General features: G+C 69.0%; 18 protein-coding genes. 12 read left to right on the plus strand and 6 right to left on the minus strand.

Features of this window, described 5'->3' with window-relative positions; genetic code table 11:
* Nucleotide 1: 1 nt before the first annotated feature.
* The 3 genes from FHR38_RS19600 to eccD all read right to left on the minus strand — a co-directional run bounded on the left by FHR38_RS19600 (nt 2) and on the right by eccD (nt 3346).
* A complete protein-coding gene (locus FHR38_RS19600; RefSeq protein ID WP_184536045.1) occupies nt 2-337 on the minus strand; it encodes a WXG100 family type VII secretion target in 336 nt (111 codons plus the stop codon).
* Between the two features lie 176 nt (nt 338-513).
* Nucleotides 514-1923 carry a type VII secretion protein EccB gene (gene eccB, locus FHR38_RS19605; protein ID WP_184536046.1) on the minus strand — a complete coding sequence of 470 codons (1410 nt, stop codon included), beginning with the start codon at nt 1921-1923 and terminating at the stop codon, nt 514-516.
* Nucleotides 1924-1957: 34 nt separating this feature from the next.
* Nucleotides 1958-3346 (minus strand): type VII secretion integral membrane protein EccD, encoded by a 1389-nt coding sequence (eccD, locus tag FHR38_RS19610; protein WP_184536047.1) that lies wholly within the window; start codon nt 3344-3346, stop codon nt 1958-1960.
* A 203-nt stretch (nt 3347-3549) separates the two neighbouring features.
* On the opposite strand from eccD, the gene eccCa reads away from it, so the two are divergent.
* The 5 genes from eccCa to FHR38_RS19635 all read left to right on the plus strand — a co-directional run bounded on the left by eccCa (nt 3550) and on the right by FHR38_RS19635 (nt 12806).
* Nucleotides 3550-7512, plus strand: coding sequence for a type VII secretion protein EccCa (gene eccCa, locus FHR38_RS19615; protein ID WP_184536048.1), 3963 nt, complete (start codon nt 3550-3552; stop codon nt 7510-7512).
* 121 nt (nt 7513-7633) lie between these two features.
* A complete protein-coding gene (locus FHR38_RS19620; protein WP_184536049.1) occupies nt 7634-8581 on the plus strand; it encodes a hypothetical protein in 948 nt (315 codons plus the stop codon).
* A 30-nt stretch (nt 8582-8611) separates the two neighbouring features.
* Nucleotides 8612-10504 carry a WXG100 family type VII secretion target gene (locus tag FHR38_RS19625; protein WP_184536050.1) on the plus strand — a complete coding sequence of 631 codons (1893 nt, stop codon included), beginning with the start codon at nt 8612-8614 and terminating at the stop codon, nt 10502-10504.
* Between the two features lie 98 nt (nt 10505-10602).
* Nucleotides 10603-11916, plus strand: coding sequence for a VWA domain-containing protein (locus FHR38_RS19630; protein WP_184536051.1), 1314 nt, complete (start codon nt 10603-10605; stop codon nt 11914-11916).
* A gap of 44 nt (nt 11917-11960) precedes the next feature.
* The gene (locus tag FHR38_RS19635) at nt 11961-12806 is read left to right on the plus strand and encodes a peptidase (protein ID WP_184539929.1); all 846 of its coding nucleotides are present in this window, start codon (nt 11961-11963) and stop codon (nt 12804-12806) included.
* A 175-nt stretch (nt 12807-12981) separates the two neighbouring features.
* Here the strand turns inward: FHR38_RS19635 and FHR38_RS31625 are convergent, their stop codons facing one another.
* Nucleotides 12982-14109, minus strand: a complete 1128-nt coding sequence (locus tag FHR38_RS31625) for an asparaginase (protein WP_221449089.1) — start codon at nt 14107-14109, stop codon at nt 12982-12984.
* Nucleotides 14110-14393: 284 nt separating this feature from the next.
* Between FHR38_RS31625 and FHR38_RS19645 the strand changes: the two genes are divergently transcribed.
* From FHR38_RS19645 to FHR38_RS19660, 4 genes are all read left to right on the plus strand, one after another.
* A complete protein-coding gene (locus tag FHR38_RS19645) occupies nt 14394-15749 on the plus strand; it encodes a glycosyl hydrolase family 28-related protein (RefSeq protein WP_184536052.1) in 1356 nt (451 codons plus the stop codon).
* Between the two features lie 750 nt (nt 15750-16499).
* Nucleotides 16500-17888 carry an APC family permease gene (locus FHR38_RS19650; protein WP_184536053.1) on the plus strand — a complete coding sequence of 463 codons (1389 nt, stop codon included), beginning with the start codon at nt 16500-16502 and terminating at the stop codon, nt 17886-17888.
* Nucleotides 17885-18883 (plus strand): acetamidase/formamidase family protein, encoded by a 999-nt coding sequence (locus FHR38_RS19655; RefSeq protein WP_184536054.1) that lies wholly within the window; start codon nt 17885-17887, stop codon nt 18881-18883. Before FHR38_RS19650 ends, FHR38_RS19655 begins: the two co-directional genes overlap by 4 nt.
* 6 nt (nt 18884-18889) lie before the next feature.
* Nucleotides 18890-19570, plus strand: a complete 681-nt coding sequence (locus FHR38_RS19660) for a GOLPH3/VPS74 family protein (protein ID WP_184536055.1) — start codon at nt 18890-18892, stop codon at nt 19568-19570.
* 283 nt (nt 19571-19853) lie between these two features.
* On the opposite strand, the gene FHR38_RS19665 is transcribed toward FHR38_RS19660, so the two are convergent.
* Nucleotides 19854-20324 carry a DIP1984 family protein gene (locus FHR38_RS19665; RefSeq protein ID WP_184536056.1) on the minus strand — a complete coding sequence of 157 codons (471 nt, stop codon included), beginning with the start codon at nt 20322-20324 and terminating at the stop codon, nt 19854-19856.
* 153 nt (nt 20325-20477) lie between these two features.
* On the opposite strand from FHR38_RS19665, the gene FHR38_RS19670 reads away from it, so the two are divergent.
* Nucleotides 20478-20876, plus strand: coding sequence for a nuclear transport factor 2 family protein (locus FHR38_RS19670; RefSeq protein WP_221449091.1), 399 nt, complete (start codon nt 20478-20480; stop codon nt 20874-20876).
* Here the strand turns inward: FHR38_RS19670 and FHR38_RS19675 are convergent.
* Nucleotides 20873-21400 (minus strand): DinB family protein, encoded by a 528-nt coding sequence (locus tag FHR38_RS19675; RefSeq protein WP_184536058.1) that lies wholly within the window; start codon nt 21398-21400, stop codon nt 20873-20875. The genes FHR38_RS19670 and FHR38_RS19675 overlap by 4 nt on opposite strands.
* A gap of 122 nt (nt 21401-21522) precedes the next feature.
* On the opposite strand from FHR38_RS19675, the gene FHR38_RS19680 reads away from it, so the two are divergent.
* The gene (locus FHR38_RS19680) at nt 21523-21981 is read left to right on the plus strand and encodes a sigma-70 family RNA polymerase sigma factor (protein WP_184536059.1); all 459 of its coding nucleotides are present in this window, start codon (nt 21523-21525) and stop codon (nt 21979-21981) included.
* A gap of 137 nt (nt 21982-22118) precedes the next feature.
* Nucleotides 22119-23594 carry a recombinase family protein gene (locus tag FHR38_RS19685; protein WP_312882287.1) on the plus strand — a complete coding sequence of 492 codons (1476 nt, stop codon included), beginning with the start codon at nt 22119-22121 and terminating at the stop codon, nt 23592-23594.
* The last annotated feature ends 350 nt before the right edge of the window (nt 23595-23944 follow it).

The raw sequence follows: 23944 nt of genomic DNA on the forward strand, positions 1-23944 counted from the left end.
CTCAGAAGTTGATGGTGCCGGCGATGGTGCCGGCCTCGGAGCCGGCCCGGGTCACTTCCTGGTGGGTTTCGTCGTCACTGGTCGTGTATTGACGGCTGGCGTCGCCAATCAAGGTGGACAACCGGCCGAGCGCGCCGTTGATCCGGTCCATGTCACCCCGGATGCGCTGGTGTGCCCCCTGGAACGCGCCGCCGCCGGCACCCACCCAGCCGGTGTTGAGTACGCTGAGCTGCGTACTCATCGCCTCTGCGGTTGCCGAGAGCTGGGCACTGATGTTCGCGGCATGCTGTGCGGCCTTCGCCATTACCTGGACGTCGGTTTCCAACCCGGCTGCCATTGCCGACCATCTCCTCTGTTGTCGGACCACTCCGGACGGCGGCCCGCTCGATGGCGGTGCCGGTTTGACGGTACCGAACTGGACCGACCCGGCAAAAGATAGACGACGACGGAATTCGCGTCGTCGTCCACTGTGGTGACGACGCTCGTGACGGCCCCCGATTGTGGAGGTCCTGCTCAGGGCAGCGCCGGCCGGCGGGCCGCGGCCGGGTCGAGCACCGGCCCCTCCGGTATTCGGGCGACCAGACCGGCTGGCAGCCGCACCGGGGCGGCCGACTCGTAGCCAAGACGCCGTTGCACGTCCTGATCCGCGAGAGCATGCCGGATACCCAGGTCGCTGACGAGGTAACGGGTGCCAGCAGCCGCATCGGGGGACGGCATGGCCTCGACCAGGGCGGCCCAGCCGGGTGGCACCTCGACCCGATCCACCAGCGCTGCGCCCTGCGCCGACCGGCCGGTGGTGGTCGCCGGACCGGTCTGCGCGGTGGCGGGGTCGATCGTCAGCCGGGGCGGGTCGACCGGGTTGCCGAACGTGGCGCAGATCGCGAAACGCGCCAGGTCGGGCGTGACGATCGGGGGTGCGACCGCCGGTGGGGCTGCCGGGTCGTGGTCCGGCGGGGGCTGTTTCTCGGCTGCGGCGGCCTGCATCGAGGTCAGGGTCAGGGCACGGACCAGCCCGGTGGGGTACGCGGCCCGGGTCGCCTGGTCGGCCAGCAGCATCCGGGCCTCCACCGGGGTGATGGCGGCCAGCCGGTTCGCCTCCGCGACCAGGTAGTACTGCTGACTGGTGCCGTCGACCACGTAGACCTGGCCGACCAGCGCACCGCTTACGGCCGTGGCAGGCTGCCCCCGGCCGATCACCGTACGGGTCGTCAGCGGCCCTCCGGCGGGTAACGCGTCGAGCCACGCGCGGGGGACCACGATCGCGGGCTGCTGGTCGAGGCCCAGGGCGGTCAGTGCGACCCGTCGGTCCATGAGTTCGTGTCGACGCCCGTGCCAGATCAGGAAGAGACGCCGGGAATCGGCGTTCTCGACGAGGAGCGCGTCGTCGCCCAACTCCCGCCCGGTCGAGTCGACGCCGATGCGCAGACTGGTGAAGCCGTGCGGGCGGTCGCCGGCCTGGGGAGGCAGCCCGCACAACTGCCACGGCTTGGCGGTCACCCGCGCGGCCGGCGGCAGCGCGTCGGGTGCGCCGACGATTCCGAGCAGCGGACCACGGGGGACACCCAACAGGGAGTTGGCCGCCACCCCGACCGTCTTCGCTGGCCCGTCCAGCGCCAGCACCGCGGAGGTGAGGTTCGCCATCGGATAGAGCGTGCCGTCCCGGTAGACGTATCGGGTGCCGCTCTGCTTCTCCACGATGACGGCGGAACCGTCTCGCCAGGTCTTGTTGCCACCGGGTCGGAGCATGCCGTACACACCCATGCCCGCCAGGCCCAGCGCCGCCACCATCACCCCGGCCAGGCCGGCTCCCAGCAGCCGCCGCCCGGCCGGATGCACCGGATCGGTGTCCTGGTGGGCGAAGGCCGACATCACCCGTTGCATCATGAACTGGTAGGACTGCACCTGGTCGCGGCGTGTTGGCATCATCCCTCCGTAGTTGGGCCAGGCGCAGGGGTGCTCAACCGGCCAGCCCGCGCATCACCGCGTAGAGGCCGAGGACGCCGCAGACCAGCGGCACGACAGCCAGCAGCAGCAGGATGTCGAGTAGCTCGGCCGCCCGACCCAGATAGACCGACGAGCGGTTGCGGCGCAGGCCCAGGGCGAGCACGACCGTCGCGGAGCCGACCAGTGCCAGGAGGGACCAGCCGGGTGGGTCTTCGACGGGTAACCGCAGCGACAACGCGACCAGTCCGGTCAGACCGGCCAGCAGCATCGGCAACCGATGTCGTACGGCTGGGAACAGCCGGGCGCGCAGCAGGCAGGCAGCGGTGACGACGCCACCGAGTACGGGCGCGGCGAGCCCGTCGGCGAGGCCGAGCGCCACCAGTCCCGGTGCGATGACGGCGGTGGCTCCCGCCAGTAGGCCGGTCAGCATGTCGTCGGCCTGGGCGATGACGCCGAAGGTGACGGCGGCCGGCGTCGGCGGCGCGTCCTGGAGCAGTTCCGAGGTGCTCCGGGGGAACGCGGGCAGCGGCAGCCGTCCGAGCCGTCCGGCGATCGCCGGCCAGGTCGGGGTGAGCAGCAGCAGCACCGATACGGTGACGGCGGCGGTCGACGGCAGGTCCAGCGGGCTCAGCGCCACCAGTGCGCCGCCCGCTCCGGCGACGCCGGCCACCATGGCGGCGACGAAGAGCCAGCGCCGGCCGGAACTGCCCAGGTAGCCGACCGTGCCGGCGAGCAGCAGCAGGGCGAAGCCGGTGAGCAGGTGTGGGGCGGCCAGTTCCGGCCCCGGGCCGGTGCGGGGCAGTACGAGCAGTCCGCCGACGAACGCGGCGACCAGGCCGTATCCGGCCACGGTCCGGCCGATGTCCGGCTCGTCGTACGCCCGGGTGAGCAGGATGCCGCCGGTCAGGCAGCCGATGGCCAGGCCCAGCCCCCACCAGGCGCCGATGCTCGACTGGGCGGCGGTCTCCGACTGGACGGCGGTGCGCAGACAGACCGCCAATGCCGCAGCGACCAGCACTCCCATGGCCACGGTGCCGGTCCAGCGACTGACCCCGGTGCTCCAGACCAGGCCCCCCTGCCGGGCGCTGGCGGCGATCACCTCCACCACGTCGTCGTACTCCGGCTCCGGCCAGTCGACCTGCGCATGGACCAGATGCAGCACGTCGCCGTCGCGTACGCCCTGGGCGGTGAGGCCCCGACCCACGTCGAGCGGGGTTCCGTCGGTGCGGCGGAGCAGCCAGCCGCCCTGCTCACCCGCCTGGTGCGTGGCCTCGTCGCCGGCGTGGGACAGCACCGCCGGCAACAACATCGCCAGGGTCAGCTGTCCGGGCAACGCCAGGTCGAGATGCCGGCGTGGCGTCACCACCACCACCCGGACCAGTCCGACTTCGGTGTCCGTCACCATGCCGGTCCTACCGCCTTCCGCGCGCCGTCCCCGCTCGGCCGAACAAGGAAACCATGATGACTGGCCGCCGGGAAGATGCTGTCATCGGTCTATCATTTGCCGCTGACGGGACCGGGACCATGTCGTAGTGCCTGCGCCGCCGAGCGGGCGACGGGCACCTCGGCTGCCCGACGTGCGACGCCGGGAGGTTGGACCGCCGAATGGCCTTCACCGTCCACCGTAGACCGCCGCGGATGCCGGCACCCGAATATCCCACCGGTGAACTGATCCTGGACCCGCCACCGGAGATACCACCAGCCGGCGGCCAGCGCTGGGCCCAGATGATGATGATGCTGCCCATGCTGGCCGGCTCGTGCGCGATGGCGCTGATGTTCGCCGGCCAGGGCGGCAGCTCCCTGGCGTACGTCACCGGTGGTCTCTTCGGTGTCTCCGCGCTCGGCATGATCTTCTCTCAGCTCAGCATGTCGGCCGGCGGGCAGAACCGGCAGCAGCTGATCACGGCGCGCCGCCAGTTCATGCAGCACCTGAGCCAGCGGCGGCGTACGGTGCGGCGAACGGTGACCCGGCAGCGGGCCGCGCAGCTGCACCACCATCCGGACCCGGACAGCCTCTGGTCGATCGCGGCCAGTCCCCGACTGTGGGAACGGCGTAGCGGCGAACCCGACTTCGTCACGGTCCGGATCGGGCTCGGTCCGGCCGAACTGGCCACCCCGCTGGTGCCACCGGAGACCAAGGCGGTCGAGGACCTCGACCCGCTCTGCGCCGCCAGCCTGCGCCGCTTCCTGCACACGTACGCGATCGTGCCGGACCTGCCCATCGTCATGGCGCTGGACGGGTTCAGCCGGGTCTACCTACGCGGCGACGGCGAGCGCACCCGGGCTTTGGCCCGCGCCCTCATCGCCCAGGCAGCGACCTTTCACGCCCCCGACGACCTGCTCGTGGCGGTCTGCCTGACCGAGGGCAACCGGTCACAGTGGTCCTGGACCAAGTGGCTGCCGCACGCCCTGCACCCCGGACGGACCGACGGACTCGGGGCCCTGCGCCTCGTGTCGACCAGCATCTCCGGCCTGGAGACCATGCTCGACGACGTGGTGGCCGGACGGCCCCGGTTCGACAGCCGGTCGCCCGAGCGGCATGCCCAGGCCGGTACGGCCACCCCGCACGTACTGGTGCTCCTCGACGGGGGTGACGGCACCGGGTCGGGTCATCTGCTCACCGAGGGGGGCCGCAGCGGCGTGACCGTGCTCGACCTGCATTCGGCGCCACCCCGGATCCTCGACCGGCACACGCTGGTGCTCGACGTCGACGCGCAGGGATCGCTGCGTACGACCACCGCGGAGGGGACGGCCGAAGCCGGGCGGGCCGACGGACTGCGGCCGGACGTCGCGTTGGCGCTGGCGTTGCAGATGGCGCCGATCCGCCTGCACGGCGGAACCCGTACGGAGCCGCGGATGACCGGTGACGTCGGATTGACCGAGCTGCTCGGTCTCGGCGACCCGTGGACGTTCGATCCGGGCACCACCTGGGTGGCCCGCTCACCGCGGGACCGGCTGCGGGTGCCGATCGGCGTCGGCCAGGACGGTGGCCGGGTCGAGTTGGACCTCAAGGAGTCGGCGCAGGACGGCATGGGGCCGCACGGCCTGTTGATCGGGGCCACCGGCTCCGGCAAGTCCGAGCTGCTCCGTACCCTGGTGCTCGCGCTGGCCGTCACGCACGACCCGGAACTGCTCAACTTCGTGCTCATCGACTTCAAGGGCGGGGCGACCTTCACCAGGTTGGAGACGCTGCCGCACACCAGCGCGGTCATCACCAACCTGGCCGACGAGCTGCCGCTGGTCGACCGGATGGCGGAGGCCATCAACGGCGAGCTGACCCGCCGTCAGGAACTGCTCCGGGCCAGTGGCAATTTCGTGTCGCAGCGAGACTACGAGCGGGCGCGGGCCAGCGGCGCGGCGCTCGCGCCGCTACCCAGCCTGCTGATCGTCTGCGACGAGTTCTCCGAGCTGCTCAGCGCCAAGCCCGACTTCGTCGACATGTTCGTCCAAATAGGACGGGTTGGTCGGTCCCTCGGCATCCATCTGCTGCTCGCCTCGCAACGCCTGGAGGAGGGGCGACTGCGCGGGCTCGACACCCACCTGTCCTACCGGATCGGCCTGCGGACGTTCTCGGCGGCGGAGAGCCGGGTCGTGCTCGGCGACGCGGCAGCGTACGAACTGCCCCGGTCCCCGGGACACGGCTTCCTCCGGTTCGCCACCGAGGCGCTCGCCCGGTTCCGGGCGGCGTACGTCTCCGGAGCGCTGCCCGATCCGGCGGCCGGTACGTCGCACGTCGTCCCGGTCGACCAGGTGCGGGTCTACCACACCGAGTACCTGGCGCCGGCGCTGCCGACCCCCGAGGCCGAAGAACCGGCCCCGGTCGACGAGGTGGACGGGGAGAGCCTGCTGGACGTCCTGGTCGACCGGATGCGGGGGCGGGGTGCCCCCGCCCACCAGGTGTGGCTGCCACCGCTGACCGACCCGCCGACGCTGGACAACCTGCTCCCCCCGATCCGGGTGGTTCCCGGACGGGGCCTGACCGTGGCGGACGATCGCCTGCATGGCGCGTTGCGGGCGCAGCTCGGCGTGGTGGACCGGCCGTCGCAGCAGCGCCGGGACCCACTCTGGCTGGACCTGGGGGGTGCTGCCGGGCACGTGGTGATCGTCGGCGGGCCGCACAGCGGCAAGAGCATGGCGCTACGGACCTTCGTGGTCGGCATGACGCTCTGTCACACCCCGCGCGAGGTGCAGTTCTACTGCCTCGACTTCGGTGGGGGCGGCCTGCTCGGGCTGCGCGAGTTGCCGCACGTGGGTGGGGTGGCCACCCGGCTGGAGGCCAGCCAGGTGCGGCGCACGGTGGCGGAGGTACGGCTGCTGCTCGAACAGCGGGAACGACTCTTCGCCGAACACGGGATCGACTCGATGGCCAGCTATCGGCGGGCCCGGGCGGCGGGACGGTTCCCGGAGGACCCCTTCGGTGACGTGTTCGTCGTGGTGGACGGCTGGGGCACGCTGCGCTCCGAGTTCGACGACATCGAGACGGCGCTGGTCGAGGTTGGCAACCGGGGCCTGTCGTACGGCGTGCACCTGGTCGTCTCGGCGACCCGGTGGTTGGACCTCCGTCCGGCGGTCCGGGACATCTTCGGGAGTCGACTGGAGTTTCGCCTGGGTGAGCCGGGTGATTCGGCGCTGGACCGGCGTACCGCCATGAACGTGCCGGAGAAGGTTCCCGGGCGGGGCATCACGCCGGAGCGACTGCACTTCCTCGCCGCGCTGCCCCGGATGGACGGCAGGCAGGACGCGGAGACCGCCAGCGAGGGGCAGGCCGCGCTGATCCGGCAGATCCGGGAGGGTTGGACGGGCCCGAGCGCCCCACCGGTCCGCCTGCTGCCGACCCTGCTGCCGTACGAGGAACTGCCGGTCGAGGCGGACCGTCCCGGGGTGCCGGTGGGAATCGCCGAGCTCGACCTGCGTCCGGTGACCATCGACTTCGAGACCGACGCGCACTTCATCGTGTACGGCGACTCCGGCTCCGGGAAGACCGGCTTCCTGCGCCTGCTCGCGAGATCCCTGGCGGAGCGGAACACGCCGCGCCAGGCTCGCCTGATCGTCGTCGACTACCGGCGGGGACTGCTCGGTTCGGTGCCGGACAGCCATCTCGTCGGGTACGGCACGTCGGCCGCCGTCACCCGCAACATCATCGAAGAGGTGGCGACGGCCATGCGGGCCCGGCTGCCAGGCCCGGACGTGACGGCCGAACAGTTGCGGGACCGGAGCTGGTGGCAGGGGTCGCAGCTGTACGTCCTGGTCGATGACTACGACCTGGTCGCCGGGGCGCAGAACAATCCACTGGCACCGTTGGGGGAATTCCTCGCCCAGGCCGAGGACATCGGCCTGCACCTGATCGTCGCGCGGCGCACCGCTGGGGCGGCACGCGGTGCCTACGAGCAGGTGCAGTTGCAGCTGCGGGAGCTGGGTGTGCCCGGCATCCTGATGTCCGGTGCGGCCGACGAGGGGCCGTTGCTGGGTAACGTCCGGCCGTCGGCCCAGCCGCCGGGGCGGGGCTGGCTGGTCGACCGCCGACACGGCCCCCGGCTGGTGCAGTTGGCCTGGCGGTCGCCGTCGTAGGTCTGCTCGCTTCGGCCATTCTGTTCGGGTGCCTACGACGACTATCATCGTGAATGCCCGCAGTCGCCGTGGAGCTGCGGGTCGGGTCGGTCCGCCGGCCCCGACAACCGGGAGGGTGTCGATGTCCGACGACGACGCGACGGGGCCGGGCGGGCAGGTCCGGGTCAACCTCGACGACCTCGACACGTACCGGTCGCGGATCGACGCGATGAGTCAGGAGTTCGCGACGGACAGCAGCCGGTCCCTGGAGACCCTGATGCTGTTTCTCCTCGGTAGTACCGACTCTGAGGTCTTCTCCGAACTGGACGAGTTCGGCAGCGCCGGCTTCGACAACGTCACGAAGTTCCAGGGGCTCAGCCAGGACATGACGTTCGGGTTGACCAACCTCGCACTCGGCGCCAGCATGCTTGGCTTCGCCTACCAGGTCACTGACCAGATCGGTGCGGACGGCCTCAACCGCATCGACTCCGACGACGTCACCAAGCTGTTCACCGCTCGGCTGGGGGACGCCGATCCGCTGCAGTTGGCGAATGAGAAGCTGGCAACGGAGTACGAGAAGATCCAGCTCAATCTGGCCGAGCAGGAGAAGGCGTACAAGAAACGCCAAGCCGCGTTGGCGCAGCAGGCGGATCAAACGAGGACAGCTCCGCCGGGTGAGCGGGAGGACGTACAGGTCAATCCCCTGACCGGAGCCGTGACCGTCTATATCAGTGATCCGGACCCGAACCAGCCATGGGGCCCCGGGCGGAGCAGCACCCCGGAGAACGAGATCCGACCGGACATCTGCCGGGTGAAGCCCGGCGGTGTGTCGGCCGACGAGCCGCTGCCGTACAACATGTTGGAGCTCGACAATGGAAAAGTGGTGCAGAAGGTCGGCGTCTGGGTGCCGTACCGCTACGGCCAGGATATTTACACCGAGCCGATGATCGCTCCGCCGGTCGAGTGCACGTACGACGAGGGGTCGCGGCGAATTCCCGCACCGGCGATCGTGACACGGACCGAGGAGAACTACGGCAGGTACCCCCGGCCGTTCGATCCCCGGCTGTCCGAGTCGCTACCGGACCAGTAGCGTCCCGCCCAGATCGAGAAGGCCGAGTCGATGGCGGAGTATATTCCTTACGGCGGGCCCCCGATCGACCAGGTCTGGCGGGCTGTCGCACTGCTCAGCGATGAACGGCTCTACGAGGCGGCGCAGACGTACCGGGCGTTCGCCGGCCGGATGCTGAATCTCCAGATCACCCTGTCGCTGTACGACGAGGAGTTGGCCAAGACCTGGCAGGGGGAGGCAGCGGATGCCTTCATGACCCAGGGGGCGAAGATCCGGAAGGTCGCGAACAGCGCCCTTACGGCGGCACTGGACAACGCGCAGGCGCTGGACACCATCGCTGACAAGATCAGCCAGGTGCAGAGTGCCATGCAGACGCTGTGGGACGAATACCGGATGCAGCTGGCGCGGTACTCCGGGGGCGGTTATGTCGATCTCACGGCCAACGGCTCGCCCACCCTGGTCCGGACACCACTCGAATGGCAGTGGTTCGACGACCAGTTCAGCATACGGGCCATGCGGATAGTCGAACCCCTGCTCGGGCTCGTGGCCGATCCCAACATGCGTCCGGCCCCGCCGCCGGAGTTCGAGGGCCCAAAGTCGATCAACGTCAGCGGACTGTTCGGCCTGCTCGACGAGATGGTGAAGCAAGCGCAGGAGCGGATGGCTCCCCCGAGCGCCCCGGCCGGCGTGGCCGGTACGGGGATGCCCCCACCGCCGGCCCCGGCGGCCCCGACTCTCGCCGGGCTGGGCGCTGCACCACCGATGCCACCGGTCCTGCAGGCCCTTGGCGGGCTGGGTGTTCCGCCGCCCTCGCCACCGGTCCTGCCGGCCGGTCAGGTGGCGTCCCGAGGCCCCGTGCCGACACCACCAGGCTCGATAGGACGGCCGGGCGGCAGTCGACCCGGCGGTCCGGTGCCACAACCACTGCCGCAGGGTTTGATCCCGCCAACCTCACCGCGTACGCCAGTAGTTCCGGTGTCGCGTACGCCGGCTGTTCCGGCACCGCCCAGCCGGCCGAGCGTCGCCCTGCCCGGCAGCCGGCCGGCTGACGTTTCTGGCCAGGGCGGATCGTCGATGTCGTCCACGCCGACACCCCCACTCCGGCCATCGGCGTCGCTGTCAAAGGACCCGGCTCAGCTCGGGCCTCCAAGCCAACCGGGGGAGCCGGGCCAACCCCGACAGCCGATGCGTCCGCCGAGCCTGCCGATGCCCCCGCGACGGCCCGGAGGTGCGAACCCGGCCCAGGCGGCGAGCGCCGCCGACGCGTTGTCGAAGCGGCCGCCACCGTCGCTGGGCGGCCGTGGCTGGCCGCCACCGGGCAGTGGTACATCCCGAGGCCCGGACGGCCGGTCGACGCCGCCGACCGATGCGCAGCCAGCGAGCCTGACCGAGGAACTCGGCCGTCTCGGCCCACGGCCGGTCGCCCCGGAGTTGACCGGCCAGCGGACTCCCACCCCGCCCATGCTCCCACGTGGCCCGGCCGCCCGGATTGCGCCGCCGGCCGGCGGCACTCGTTCCCAACCGGCGGCTGGCACCGCCGGTGTCAGCGTGGGCAGAGCGGCTCGGAACACCCCGGGTACGCCACCGGACGATCCCTGGTCACCGGCGACCCCGTTTCGGCTGGACCTGACCGGCCGGTCGCGTCGGCCGCTGCCCGGTGAGGAGCCACAGCGGTCGGCTCCCATGCTGGCCGGCGCTCGAAGTCCAGCGGAATCGACGAACCGTGCCGGGAATCCGGCAGTGGGACGCGGGGAGCTGCGCACCGGGTCGCCGGTCGTCACCCCGAGCGATCGACTGGCGTCATCGTCAAAACCCGCGGAGCCGGACGAGCAGCAGCCCTGGCAGGTGCCAGGAGCCGGTGGCCGGGTGCTCGACACACCGGCTTCCGTCAACCTTCCGCGCCACTCCGCGATGCTCTCGGGGCTGCCGTCACGCTCCGAGTGACGTCCGATTGGTCACCGGACGTACTCGCCTGCCCACTTTGACGAAGTCCTATCCTGCCAACCGCAGGCGATCCAACGAGTCTCATTAGGATCGTCGCCGTGATCATCAAAAGACGGCTCCCAATGGTCCTGTTAGGACTATTGGTCGCCCTCCCGACACTGGGCATTCCCCCCGCCTACGCCGCCGAACCCGAGACCGAACCGGTCGAGCCGCCCAAGATGGAACTCGTGCTCGACGTCAGCGGCTCGATGCGGGCCAAGGACATCGGCGGTCGTACCCGGATCGAGGTCGCCCAGGAGGCGTTCAACGACGTCGTGGACGCGGTGCCCGAGACGACGGACCTCGGCATCCGGGTCCTCGGTGCCACCTACGGTGGCGACGACAAGAAGGTCGGCTGCCAGGACACCCAGCAGCTCGTACCGGTCGGCCCGGTGGACCGGGTGAAGGCGAAGAACGCCATCGCCACCCTGCGCCCCACCGGCTTCACCCCGGTCGGGCTGGCCCTGCGGGAAGCAGCCAAGGACCTGGGCACCGGTGAGACGACCCGACGCATCGTGCTCATCACCGACGGCGAGGACACCTGTGCGCCGCCGGACCCGTGCGAGGTGGCCCGGGAACTGGCCGCCCAGGGCACCCACCTGGTGGTCGACACGCTCGGCCTCATCCCCGACGAGAAGGTACGCAAGCAGCTCGTCTGCATCGCCGCGGCGACCGGCGGGACGTACACCTCCGCGCAGAGCAAGGAGGACCTGACCCGCCGGATCAAACAGATCGTGGAACGGGCCAAGGACACCCACGCCAAGACTCCGGCGAAGGTGACCGGCACCGACGTCTGCGCCAAGGCACCGGTGCTGACCGCCGGCGTCTACACCGACCGGGAGCGCTTCGAGGAGCACCGCTGGTACCGGATTCCGGTCCAGCCCGGACAGGAACTGCGGGCCTCGGTCAGCATCGGCCTGGACCGGCCGTTGAACCGGGACTACGGCGTACTGCTGCGAGCCACCGCCACCGACGGACGGGAACTGGTCCGGGGCAACGACGCGGGGAGCGGTCGTACCGACGTACTGTCGACCGGTCTGCGCTGGTCGGCGGCGGACGACGAAGATGAGGAAGAGGCGGAGGACGACGACCAGGGCGGGATCTTCACGAAGTCGACCACGAAGGCCCCTGAGCCCACCGTCGTCTGCCTGGTGGTCAGCAACTCCTTCTCCGCAGCGGCCGGTGCCGGTCAGGCGCCAGGCATGCCGCTGGAACTGACCATCGACCTGGTCGACGCCTCGCCCGCCCCGAACAGCCCGGGTCTCGGCCGGGGTTGGGTGCTGCTGGGCGTACTGGCCCTCGCGGGTCTGCTCAGTGGCCTGCTCGTCGGTTGGCTGACGCGCTGGTGGGTAGCGGTCTGGAGGACCCGATGACGATGCGGACGACTTCGACCCGGATGCCGGCACCGGCTCCGGGCATGACCTCGGGTGCGGCCTCGGGCGTGACCTTGGCCCGGACCTCGGTCCGCCGGGCGGCGGTGGTGCTGGCCGCCGCTGGTATCGCCGTCGGGTTGCCGGCGGCCGCCAGCGCGGAGACACCCACCCCGTCCCCGGGGGCCGCGACGGTGAACAAGGCCGGCACCTCGTTCCTCACCGCCGCCGGGATCAGTCCCGGCCAACCGGTACGAGTCGGTGCCTCCATCGGTGACTACCTGTACTGGTCGTTCACGGCCAAGGCGGGGGAGACCCACCACGTGGCGGCCACCGTCTCGCTGCCCACGGCGGCGACCCGGCAGGGCGACTCCACCTGGACCGTGGAGGTCTTCGACGGGCTGCGTCGCCGGCAGGCGTGTGTCGCCGGGGCACAGACCCCGGTGGCGGCCAAGGCCGCTGCCAGCGTCGAACTCGACTGTGAACTGCGGCAGGTGCGCTCATGGGCGGAGCCGTGGTCCGGTGATCCGCTGCCGGGCACCTACTACGTCCGACTCTCCGGCAGCTCGCTGCCCGAGCAGGAGTTGGGCCTGCCGATCGAGGTGAGCCTGGTGGTCGGGGTGGAGTCCGACGGTGACACCAAGCCCGAGGGCGGCGACCTCAAGCAGCCGCTGGCGATGCCGGTCGAGCCGGGCAAGGTGGTGGTCGAGGATCCGACCCTCAGCACGCCGCCCGCGGCTGCGGCTGGTGACGAGGATGACGGCTGGTTCGACTGGGTACGGTGGCCGGACCTGTCGTCGCGCTGGTACTGGACCATCGGGGGCGGCATCCTGGCCGCTGTCGCAGGTGTGGTCGGATTCGCCCTGACCCGTCCCCGTAACCGCGTCAGCTGATCGTCCGCCCCCGCACGTAGGTGCCTGCCGATCTACCCCTGCGCCTGCCCCCGCCCTACCGCGTTGATCAAGAGGTTTGCGTCAGCTTTTGGTTCTTGGCTGACGCAAACCTCTTGATCAACCGGGGTGGTTGGGGTGGTTGGGGTGGTTGGGGTGGTTGGGGTGGTTGGGGTGGTCAGCGGATCGGGCCGAACTCCGGTACGGCGTAGCGCTGGAACAGGCTGCGGACCTCGGCCGGATCACCAGTACGGCTGAGCGCGAGCAGGAGTAGCAACCGGGACTTCTGCGGCAGCAGATCCTCGGCGGGGATGACCGGACCGGGAGTGTCGTACACGGCACCGGTGTTGTTACGGTTCGCCGCGACCACGGCCATGCCCGACTGCGTTGACGACATGAGCGCCGCGGTCTGTGCCGGGGACGGGGTGCCGGCAGCTACCACGCCCTTGACTCCCGCCGCCGCCATCGCGGTGATCGACTCACCGCCAGCATCGGCGTACGAGTAGACGATCTCCACCTTGGCCAGCCCGTCGCGCGGCATCGTGGCCAGGTCGAACGGCGTACGCCACTGCTTCGGCTGGGCGCAGTCGTGGACCCGGGCGGGAGCGCGGTGCAGTCGTACGTTCTTTTCGTCCATCGTGCCGAGGATGCCCAGTTCGGGTGACTGGAGGGTGTCCAGGCGAGTGGTGCTGGTCTTGGTGGCGTCCCGGGCGGCGAGGATCTCGTCGTTCATCATGATCACAGTGCCGAAGCACCGGGTACGTCGACCGGCCGCGAGCGTGATGGCGTTGTAGAGATTGGGCGGCCCGTCGCTGCCGATGACCGTCCAGGGGCGCATCGAGCCGGTGACCACCACCGGTTTGGGGCTGCGCACGGTCAGGTCCAGCCAGTACGCCAACTCCTCCATGGTCTGCGTGCCGGTGGCGACGACCACCGCGTCTGCCTTGGTCAACTGCTCGTCGACCAGCCGGGACAGGTCGTGGAACTCGGCGATCGTGTATTCGCTGGAGCCCTTCTCGCCGAAGTCGACCGAGGACACGTCGGCGACCTGACCGACCTCGGGTTGCAGGAAGTCGACCAGCTCGGCGACCGGCGTACGGCCGGGCTGGTAGCTCTGGAAACCAACCCGGCTTTCGGACTTTCCGGCGATCGTGCCCCCGGTGCCGATGACGGCGACCTTCGGGCGGCTCTCCCGCTTCGACGTTTTGGTCGGCACGTTGGCCGAGCCTGGTACTGCGGTTGCCGCCAGGAATCCGAGGACGACCAGTGCCAGCATGCCTGTGCTGCGGGAACGTGACTTTGTCATGTCGTCAGCCTGCCGTCTGCCGGACTGGAACTCGATGAAGCCAGTCCGACTCTTCATGCAGCGGCCAGCCTGACTCCTCATGCTGCGGGTAGCCGTACCCGCAGGGAGATGTCGTACGTGGTCCGGAGTGCCCGCAAACAAGATCCTTAATTTTTGATCAAGTTTCTTGTCCGGTTTCGGGTGATCTATCTACTGTGGACCGGCTTGGACGCCAGTTCGAGCCAGAACCGCTGAGGAGAGTCGTCGGTATGCCAGCAAGGCAGAGCGAGCCAGAGCAGCCAAGAATGTTCAGCCGTCGTGGGTTCGCGTTCGGCGCGGCGGGCGGGGTCGGCGCGTTCGCGATCGCCGGTGCCTCGCCGGCCGTGGCGGCCCCTGCGGTCGGCGAGGCCGCTACAGGTGACGGTGTCTACACGATCAACGTCAGGGACCACGGCGCCAAGGGTGACAACAAGACGGACGACTCCGACGCCATCCGGGCTGCGGTCGCGGCAGCGGTCTCGTCCCGGTCCGGGGTGCATGCTCAGCGGGAGATCTACTTCCCGCCGGGGCAGTACCTGGTTACCAAGAAGGACACGTTGATGTGGTCGCCGACCGCCGGCAAGTCCGACCAGATCTTCGGCCTGCGCTTCCGGGGCGGCGGCCCTCGGGTGACGAACATCAACTTCGCGAGCAGCTTCGCCGCGAATGCCGACCCCCGCGAGAACAACCTGATCACCGCGGCGATGCGATTGCGGTACGTCTATTTCAACGACATGAGCTTCAGCTCGACCAACCCGAACAACCGCTTCGCCTACTACTATTCCCGGGACGGTGACGACACCGCCTACAAATATCCGGAGTACGGCTACGGTCAGAACCAGTACTTCGTGTATCAGAATGTCGAATGGCGTGGCCAGTGGGACCGGGTGATCGGTATCGATGGTGACCAGCAGGCCAACAACAACAGCGAGCACCACTTCATGCTCTGCTCGACGGACACCGCATCGGAATACACGGACTCGTTCCTGCGCTGCGGCGGCATCAGTGGCACGAACGACCAGCAGAACCAGTTCCTCAACTTCTTCGTGCTGTCGTGCAACTTCGCCCTGCGGAAGGGCAATTTCTTCCGCTTCGATCGCGGCGGATCCATCAACGTCTACGGTGGCTCCTGGTCGATGGTCGGAAACAGCGACGGAACGCAGAACACCTGCAAGTACTTCTACATGCCGCTGGCGAACGGCAACACGACGGCCGCTCGACTGAACGTCAACGGCGTCCGGTTCGAGCCCCGGGCCACGGACAAGCATCGGATCATCGACTGCAACTGGAACAACGGATCGGTGACCTTCACATCCTGTTCCGACGTGGGGGCCGTGCAGGGCGGCAACGGTAAGCCGTACAGCTTCCACGAGTACAAGGCCACGAGTAACCGGCTGCCGATCGTGCGCTACCAGGACTGCGTGCTCGCGGGGCGGCATCTGGTGAGTGCCAACGGCACCAGCCTCACCAACGGAAAGATGATCTACGAGGGCTGCCGGACGTACCACAACACCAAGGCGGTCGGTGGCACGTCCGACGCGGATGCCTTCCTGCAGTACGCCGGCACGCCCGCCCGGTACGCGTTCCGCGACTCCTGGGCGACCCCGGACGTCTCCGGCTGACGGCGAGCAGCAGCATCTTCCACCCGGGCCGACCCACCGTCACGGTGGGTCGGCCCGATCCGGGGTGACTGTTGGCGGGGCTCTGGCCCCGGGTGTGACTGTTGGCGGGGCTCCGGTCCCTGGTGCGGTCGCCGGCTGCCCCGCCTCCGTCGTCGATCGTCGGCCAGCTGTCTCGGAGTCGTGTCGAACCTGCGGGTCCGATACCACTCGAGTATCGGTGGACGCCACCCACTCAGGGGATTTTTGTGAAGATCCAACCGGGCATGAAGTCGAACACCTTCAGGTGTTGTGGGCTCCGTCGACCCGGTTCTTTCTCGGCCCTCGTACGCCGGCTCCATCGTGATCACTCAGCGTGCGCGATTTAGGGGGCCGCCCGGGTGAAGTTGCGCTCCGTATCGGAGCGCAGGATCGGACTCGTCGACCGAAGCGCAGCTTGCTGCGTTGATCATCAGCTTTAGGTGAATCATTCCAGTTTTCGCTGATGGCGTTCCGTATAACGATGTTCTCCCGGCCCTTATTGCAGAGCGTACACATACCACTCTGGACACAAGTCGCCACGCTGCGACATCTATGCTGACCCGGCGCACGTGCTGGCTCTTCACTTGCCCGTCCGGGCACTGCATGATCTGCCAGCGGAACAGGACCTCGACACTGATATGCCCAGTCCGACCACCCCAACCCCTGATTCAGGGGGGCCAACCATCTGAGGCGGCACACCGGACTGGCGCACCAAAGGGGAGGAACAACGCAATGCGTACCGAGCAGCCGACCCAGTTCGGCTATCGGCAGGAGCTACGCCGCACATTGGGCTTTACGGACCTGCTGTTCTACGGATTGATCTTCATGGTGCCGATCGCCCCGATGGGCATCTTCGGGTCGGTCTACAGCAGCTCCGGTGGGATGGTCGTCCTGACGTACCTCGTCGGCATGATCGCGCTGGTGTTCACGGCGGCGTCGTACACACAGATGGTCAAGGCATTCCCCCTGGCCGGCAGCGTCTACAACTACGCGGGTCGGGGCATCGGCGCGCCGATCGGCTTCCTGGCGGGCTGGGCCGTGCTGCTCGACTACGTACTGGTGCCGAGCATGCTCTACCTGGTGGCCTCGGTCGCCATGCACTCCACGGTGCCGGCGATTCCGGTGTGGGGCTGGCTCATCCTGTTCGTACTGTTCAACACGGTAGTCAACTACCGAGGCATCCGGCTCACCGCGGCGATCACGCGGATCTTCCTGATCGGCCAGGTCATCGTACTGTTGATCTTCCTGGCGGTGGGCCTCACGGCACTGGTGGAGGGCAAGGGCACCGGGTTCTCGGTGGAACCGTTGTTCAACCCCGACACATTTACCTGGCCCATCGTCTTCGGCGCGGTCTCGGTCGCGGTGTTGAGCTTCCTCGGGTTCGACGGCATCAGCATGCTGGCCGAGGAGAACCGGGGTGGCGCGGGACAGATCGGGCGGGCCATGGCGGCGGCCCTGGGGCTGGCTGGCCTGCTGTTCATCACCCAGACCTGGGTCGCGGCGATGCTGTTGCCGAATGCGGCCGAGGTGCTGGCGACCGGTGACCCGGACGGGGTCGCCTTCTACGACGCCGCCCGTGAGGCCGGCGGTGCGTGGCTGGCCACGCTCTGCGCGATCGCCACCGCACTCGCCTGGGGCTTCGCCAACTCCCTGGTGGCCCAGGTGGCGACCTCCCGGCTGCTGTACGCCATGGCTCGGGACCGCCAACTGCCGAAGTTCCTCGCCAAGGTCTCCGTGAAGCACGGCGTGCCGTCCAACGCCATCCTGCTGACCGCTGCCGTGTCGCTGGTGATCGGCCTCTACATGAACTCACGCGACGACGGCATCTCCGTGCTGAGCAGCCTGATCAGCTTCGGCGCGCTCACCGCGTTCCTGGTGCTGCACCTGGCGGTGATCTGGCACTACCTCGTCCGTCGGCGCAGCCGGAACTACTTCGCCCACCTGATCATGCCGGCCGTCGGATTCGCGATCCTCGCCTACGTCGTGGTCAACGCCAACATCGCGGCGCAGCGCCTCGGCTTCGTGTGGTTCGGCATCGGAATCATCGTGTTGATCGGGCTGTACGCGGCTGGCCGCCGCCCGGTGCTGTCCGGCCTGGAGAACGAGGAGGACTCCGAATGACCCGTCTCATCCGTCACGATCCATCCGGCGGTCAGCCGACCTACACCTTCGGCGGTCACCAGCCGGTCGCCGAGGTCAAGCCGGGGGACGTCCTGGTCACCACCACCGAAGACTGCTTCGGCGGTGCGGTCCGGACAGTCGACGATCTGCCCACCCTGGTCTGCCAGGCGTTCAACCCGGTCGTCGGGCCGTTCCACGTCGTCGGCGCGGAGCCGGGGGACACCCTGGCCCTGCACTTCGCCGACCTGACCCCCGCCCGGGACTGGGGCATGTCGGCGACCTTCCCGCACTTCGGCGCGTTGACCAGCACGCACACCACCGCGACGCTGCAACCGCCACTGGAGGAACGGGTCTGGCGTTACGACATTGACGTCGAAGCCGGGATCGTGCGCTACCACGCACGCCGGTCCGACTTCACGGTCGACCTGCCGCTGGACCCGATGCTCGGTACGGTCGGCGTCGCGCCCGCCGGTGGCGAGGCCCGATCCACGATCGTGCCGGATGCCCACGGCGGAAACCTGGACACCCCGGAGTTGCGCGCCGGCACCACCGTCTACCTCGGCGTCAACGTGCCGGGCGCGCTGTTCGCCTTCGGCGACGGGCACGCCCGCCAGGGGCAGGGGGAGGTCTGCGGAGTGGCGGTGGAGACCGCCATGCGGGTCACCGTCGCAGTGGAGCTGATCAAGGGCGTGACCACCCCGTGGCCCCGGATCGAGACGGACGACCGGCTGATCTCGATCGGCGCGGCCCGGCCGTTGGAGGACGCCTACCGGATCAGCCAGCACGACCTGGTCACCTGGACCGTCGGCCTGACCGGTCTGGAGTTGCTGGACGCCTATCAACTGGTGTCGCAGGCGGGCCTGGCCGCACCGGGCAACGTGTGCGACCCGAACTACACGATGCATGCTTCGATCGACAAGGCCATACTCTCCGGGGCGCCGGCCTACCAGGGCACGCACCAGCGTCTGCGGGAGTTGGCCGGGTCTCTCCGGTAGGTCGGGATGAGTCAGCCCTTCACACCCACCCCACCGAACAACCGCATGCCGCTGCGGGGCGAACTGTTCGTACTGACCCACACCGAGGCAGGCGAACCCATGGCCCACCGGCCTTCGCTCTCCATCGGGCTGGCCGGGGCGATCCTGGTCGGCCTGGTGATGCCGGTCGAACGGGTCCGGCTCATCGGCGGCTCGGCAGCGGTGGTGGTGGACCATCAGATGACCGGCGACCCCGTCGCGGACTGGGCACTGACGATGCTGGCCGGGCACCAGGCGTCGATGTCGGTGCAGGACACGCTGCGACTGCTCGCAGTCGACGCGTACCAGCGGACCAGTGCAGGGCTCGTCGCCGGCGGCCTGGTGACCGAGACCAGCCGCCGCCGGTTGTTCGGTCGCACCGCTGCCTACCCGCCGACCGACTCGGCCGTCATCCCCCGGGTACGGGGTCGACTCCGGTACGTCCTCCAGGGCATCGAGGCGGCCGATCCGCAGACCGACGTCCTCGCCGGTCTGGTCCGGGCTCTCGGGCTGGAGTCCGCCCTGTACCTCGACGCGATCGGCGAAGACATCCGCCCGGTGATGCGGCAGATGCTCAACCGGGTCGCTACCGAGTACCCAGGGGTGAAGGAGATCGTCAAGGCGGTCGAGGGCCTGATCGGCGAGTCGGCGATCTCGGTGTACGGCTAGTTCCGCGGTTCCGGCACGTGGGTCCCGCCTGCACCGGGACCCACGTGACCGTCGGCGCGGTGGACAACATGAAGACCCCGAGCCCGCCCTCGTCGTCGCGGATCTGCACGTGGTGGTGAGCTGTACATCGTGCCCCGTCACCTGTACGCGATGCTGGGCTGCACTGTCTGCTGGGGAGTCGAACCCCGCGCTGCCCCTCACGCGCCAGGAGGGGTCGGAAACCGCCGACCTCGGTGTGTGCCCGCCTCCGTGACGACTACCTGCTCACGTTGTCGCCCCACGCCTAGTCCAGGAGGTCGGCCTCCCAGTTGGTGCGTTGGATCCGTACGTCCAGTTCGCGGATCTCCCGCGCGAGCCGGTCGGCCTGCTCGCGTAGCTGCGCGACGGGAAGAGCGGAGACCATCGCCAGCTCGGACCTCAACTGCCGCACCGCATGGCCACGCTGGCTGCCGGCCGCCGCGTCCGCAGCGGCGGTGACCACCGAGTGACGCATTCGGAGTACGTCCCGACGGGCGAGCGCATCGGTCAACGTACCGTCGTCGCCCATCGTGACAGTGGCGTTGGTCCGGTTGATCCGGCGGATCAGCACTTCAAGCGTCTCCAGCACGTCATCGACCTCGACCAGCAGTCGATGCGCATCCTCGGACGGCGTCTCGCCCTCCTGGTACCGCGCATTGGTGGTGATGCGCGCACGAAGTTGTTCCACCCGGCGAGCTGCGTCCGCCCGTTCAGCCAGCGCCTCGGCAAGCTTCACTTTTGTACCTTCCTGGCCGTGGTCCACCACCAATATCAGTCATGCGGGTGGTTCACCAACTTTCTCGTCAGTGGGTACGACCTCGGCCGGTTGTCAGAGGGGGCTGGTAGGAGTGGTCACGACATGGGCAGTGGTTCACAGTCGGGGGAGCGGATGGAAACTCGTGCGGCGGCCCAGCGCTGGGCCCGGACGTGGGCGACGGCCTGGCCGGTCAAGGACGTGGCGGCGATCGTCGCCCTGCAGGCCGAAGAGGGCGACCACTGGGCATCGATGTTCCGGCCCTACCGGGGGCGGGACGGGCTTCGGGAATACGTCACGGAGTGCTTCGCCGAGGAGACTCGCCCCGCCGAGACCTGGTTCGCCGAGCCGCAGGTCGACGGCGCTACGGCAGCCGTGGAGTACTGGGTGGTGCTCTACGTCGACGAGAAGCCGACCACCATCTCCGGCTGTACGGTGCTGCGCTTCGACGAGTCCGGCCTGGTGACGGAGGCCCGGGACTATTCACACGTCAGGGAAGGGCGGCACCTGCCCCCGGACGGCCTCTTCGACTAGTGCTGTACCCGGTAGAGGTTTCGCACCAGGCCGATCTCGGCGACGTTCTTGGTCAACTCGATGTTGACCCAACCCGCCACGTCGGCCAGCGTCAGCTTCTCGCCCCAGGGCAGCCCGGCGGTCCGCTCGACGGAGTCGAGGTCGGCATCGGTGAGCGGCAGCAGGTTCGCCCGCCAGTCGTCTCGCAGACCGCGTAGCCAGTCGGTCGCCGCCGCCATGCTGCCCGGCCAGGTGATCTCTTCACGTTCAGGTGCCCCGGAGCCGAAGCAGTGCCCGAGGGTGGTCGTCCACCAGTAGCCGATGTGCCAGGTCACCCAGCCGACGGAGACGGCCGGCACCGGGTCCGGCTCGGGCACCGCCCAGTCGGCCACCCAGCGACCGTGCTCGTCCGGTCGTACGGCCCAGCAGACCGGTGCCGGCTCCCAGTGGCAGACCGTGTCGTCCAGGTCGGCCAAGTGGTATTCGAGCAGCGCCCAGGCGATGTCGAGTTGTCGGGTCAGCAGATCCACGCGCGCTACCGGCATCCGGGGATCCTGGCAGCGCCGGCGACGATCCGGCAATCGGATTTATCGGTCGCGAGAAATTCTTTTGAAAGTCAGGCAACCGATTCCGTCCCGGGGAGGCACCTAATGGTGAAGGGAGTCGGATGCGACGTGACGAGGATGAGGGTCGGCGCCAGTTCAGCGAGTACTTCGCTGCCCGGCGTGAGGCGGTCCGGCATACCGCGTACCTGATCTGCGGTGACTGGCACTGGGCGGATGATCTGACCCAGGCTGCGTTCATCCGGGTCGCCACAGCCTGGCATCGGATTCGTGACCCGCAGGCGGTGGATGCGTTCGTCCGGACCTGCCTGGTGCGGACGTACTTGTCCGAGACCCGGCGAGTGTGGCGGCGCCGCGAGCGCTCAGTGGCGCAGATGCCGGATCAGGCCAGCGGGAACGACGACGCCGAGTCGGCGACCCGTCGGGTGCTCTTCGCTCAGGCGTTGCGGCAGGTGCCGCCTCGTCAGCGGGTCACTCTCGTCTGCCGGTTCTATCAGGGACTCGACGTGGCCGAGACGGCCGCCGCGTTGGGCTGCTCGGAGGGCACTGTCAAGGATCGTTAGATGCTAGTTTCGTTCATGTGGGGACGCGCATCGATCGAGGGATCCTGGTCATGGTACGGAAACGGTCGGCCCGGCAAGTTTCGACGCGGTTCGACACGAAAGCTGCTCTGCTCGCGGGCGGGGCTGACGTGCGGGCGGTGCGGTATCAGCGGGCAAGTCAGGATAAGAAGGAACAGGGTAAGAGCGTCAGCGACCAGGGCAACCTGAACCTGGCCGAGATCCACCGCAACGGATGGTCGGAAGCGGCCTCGTTCACAGACAACAACCTGTCGGCGAGTCGCCACGCGACGAAGGAGCGCGAGGACTTCGAGCGGATGATGGACGGCATCCGCGCTGGCCGCTACGACGTCCTCGTCGTGTGGGAGGTGTCCCGCAAGGAACGCGACCTCGCCGTCTTTGTCAAGATCCGCGACCTGTGCCACGAGGTCGGCCTCTACTTCTGGCTGGTCGGCGGGGTGCTGTTCGACCTGCGGGACAAGAACGACCGGATGATGCTCGGCTTCCAAGCGGTGCAGGCCGAATGGCTGGCCGATTCGATCCGCGACAACGTGCTGCGCGGCATCAACGGTGCCGCCGAAGCGGGCCGACCGCACGGGAAGGTCACCTACGGGTACCGGCGGATCTACGACCAGCGCACCAAAGCGTTGCTGCGCCAGGAACCGGACACGGAGACCCGCCAGGCGGTCGCCGCAGACGGCACGGTCACCGAGTACTCGCACGCGCAGGTGGTGCGGGACAACTTTCGCAAGATCTCCGAAGGCATGCCACTGACCGTGCGGGAAGCCGAGTTGAACCAGCTCGGCATCCCCGCGCCGCAGGGTGGTGTCTGGCGGCGCGGGGTCTTGCGCAAGCAGGTGATGAACCCGGCCTACATTGGCAAACGGGTGCTGCGCGGGGAGATCGTCGGTGACGGGATCTGGCCCGCCCTGGTGGACGAGGAAACCTACTGGTCGGTGGTACGGATGCTGGCCGACCCGTCCCGCACGACCACCCGCCCCGCCCGCGCGGTCCACCTGCTGTCGTACATCGTGCGCTGCGGCGTCTGCGGCGGGCCGTTGTCGTCGCAGAAGGTGAACCGGCACGGCTGGACCGGCCAGGTGTACTCCTGCCTGCACAAGCGGTGCGCCGCGGTGAAGGCCGAGTATTTGGACGAGTACGTGCAGCGGGTGGTGGTGGCGTGGCTGTCCCGCCCCGACGTGTACGAGATCCTCTCCACCGCTGGCGCCAGTGACGAGGAGGCCGCGTTCGCCCGTGCGGAGGCGCAACGGTTGCGGGGGGAGTTGGAGGACTGGCGCAAGCTCGGCGAGGAGGGCGACGTCACCGCGATCGCCTACGCCCGCGCGGAGAAGCGCCTGCTGGCGAAGATCGCCGAGCACGAGCAACGCGCCGCCGAGGCCGGGGTTCCCGCCGTGCTGCGCGGACGGATCGGGGATCAGGCTGTACCGGCGTGGCAGGTACTCGGAGACGACGTCGCGGTCAAGCGGGAGATCATCCGCCTCGTCGCGGACATCAAGCTCCTGCGGGCCGGGTTCAAGGGCGAACGGCGATCGTTCGGCCGCCACCGCCTCGACTGGCGGTGGAAGTTCGGCCCGCAGGACCAGCAGGCAGCCTGAACCGCTAACGGCAGCCGAGCCGAGTCCTCGAACGACTTGACCTTCACGCAGAGGCGAGTGTCGATCGTGTCCGCCGCCCCGCCCACCACTGGGCGGGGCGGCGTCATCCGCCGACGGAAGGTGTCTCGCCGTGCCCCGCGAACGACTCAGCGCCCTCGCCTCCATCCCGGACGACGTGACCGATCCGCTGCTGTGGCGGCTCGCCCTCGACGTCGCCGCCGCCCACCAACCTGACGAGGACGGCAACTGCCGCAACCTGCAGTGCGTTAGCCAGCGCGGCATGTGCTCCGCCGTGCGCCACGCCCGTCGCGCCATGGCGTGCGCACGGTCTGCTCGCCAAAGCGCGCCTC

It is taken from the genome of Micromonospora polyrhachis (genome assembly GCF_014203835.1).
Classification (GTDB): Bacteria; Actinomycetota; Actinomycetes; order Mycobacteriales; family Micromonosporaceae; genus Micromonospora_H; species Micromonospora_H polyrhachis.

What these genes read in the sequence shown, in the direction of transcription:
- FHR38_RS19655 (WP_184536054.1), top strand. Translation starts at nt 17,885, where the DNA reads ATGACCCGTCTCATCCGTCACGATCCATCCGGCGGTCAGCCGACCTAC.
- FHR38_RS19670 (WP_221449091.1), top strand. Translation starts at nt 20,478, where the DNA reads ATGGAAACTCGTGCGGCGGCCCAGCGCTGGGCCCGGACGTGGGCGACG.
- FHR38_RS19635 (WP_184539929.1), top strand. Translation starts at nt 11,961, where the DNA reads ATGACCTCGGGTGCGGCCTCGGGCGTGACCTTGGCCCGGACCTCGGTC.
- FHR38_RS31625 (WP_221449089.1), bottom strand. Translation starts at nt 14,109, where the DNA reads ATGACAAAGTCACGTTCCCGCAGCACAGGCATGCTGGCACTGGTCGTC.
- eccB (WP_184536046.1), bottom strand. Translation starts at nt 1,923, where the DNA reads ATGCCAACACGCCGCGACCAGGTGCAGTCCTACCAGTTCATGATGCAA.
- FHR38_RS19645 (WP_184536052.1), top strand. Translation starts at nt 14,394, where the DNA reads ATGTTCAGCCGTCGTGGGTTCGCGTTCGGCGCGGCGGGCGGGGTCGGC.
- FHR38_RS19650 (WP_184536053.1), top strand. Translation starts at nt 16,500, where the DNA reads ATGCGTACCGAGCAGCCGACCCAGTTCGGCTATCGGCAGGAGCTACGC.
- FHR38_RS19625 (WP_184536050.1), top strand. Translation starts at nt 8,612, where the DNA reads ATGGCGGAGTATATTCCTTACGGCGGGCCCCCGATCGACCAGGTCTGG.
- FHR38_RS19680 (WP_184536059.1), top strand. Translation starts at nt 21,523, where the DNA reads ATGCGACGTGACGAGGATGAGGGTCGGCGCCAGTTCAGCGAGTACTTC.
- FHR38_RS19620 (WP_184536049.1), top strand. Translation starts at nt 7,634, where the DNA reads ATGTCCGACGACGACGCGACGGGGCCGGGCGGGCAGGTCCGGGTCAAC.
- FHR38_RS19660 (WP_184536055.1), top strand. Translation starts at nt 18,890, where the DNA reads ATGAGTCAGCCCTTCACACCCACCCCACCGAACAACCGCATGCCGCTG.
- FHR38_RS19600 (WP_184536045.1), bottom strand. Translation starts at nt 337, where the DNA reads ATGGCAGCCGGGTTGGAAACCGACGTCCAGGTAATGGCGAAGGCCGCA.
- FHR38_RS19675 (WP_184536058.1), bottom strand. Translation starts at nt 21,400, where the DNA reads ATGCCGGTAGCGCGCGTGGATCTGCTGACCCGACAACTCGACATCGCC.
- eccCa (WP_184536048.1), top strand. Translation starts at nt 3,550, where the DNA reads ATGGCCTTCACCGTCCACCGTAGACCGCCGCGGATGCCGGCACCCGAA.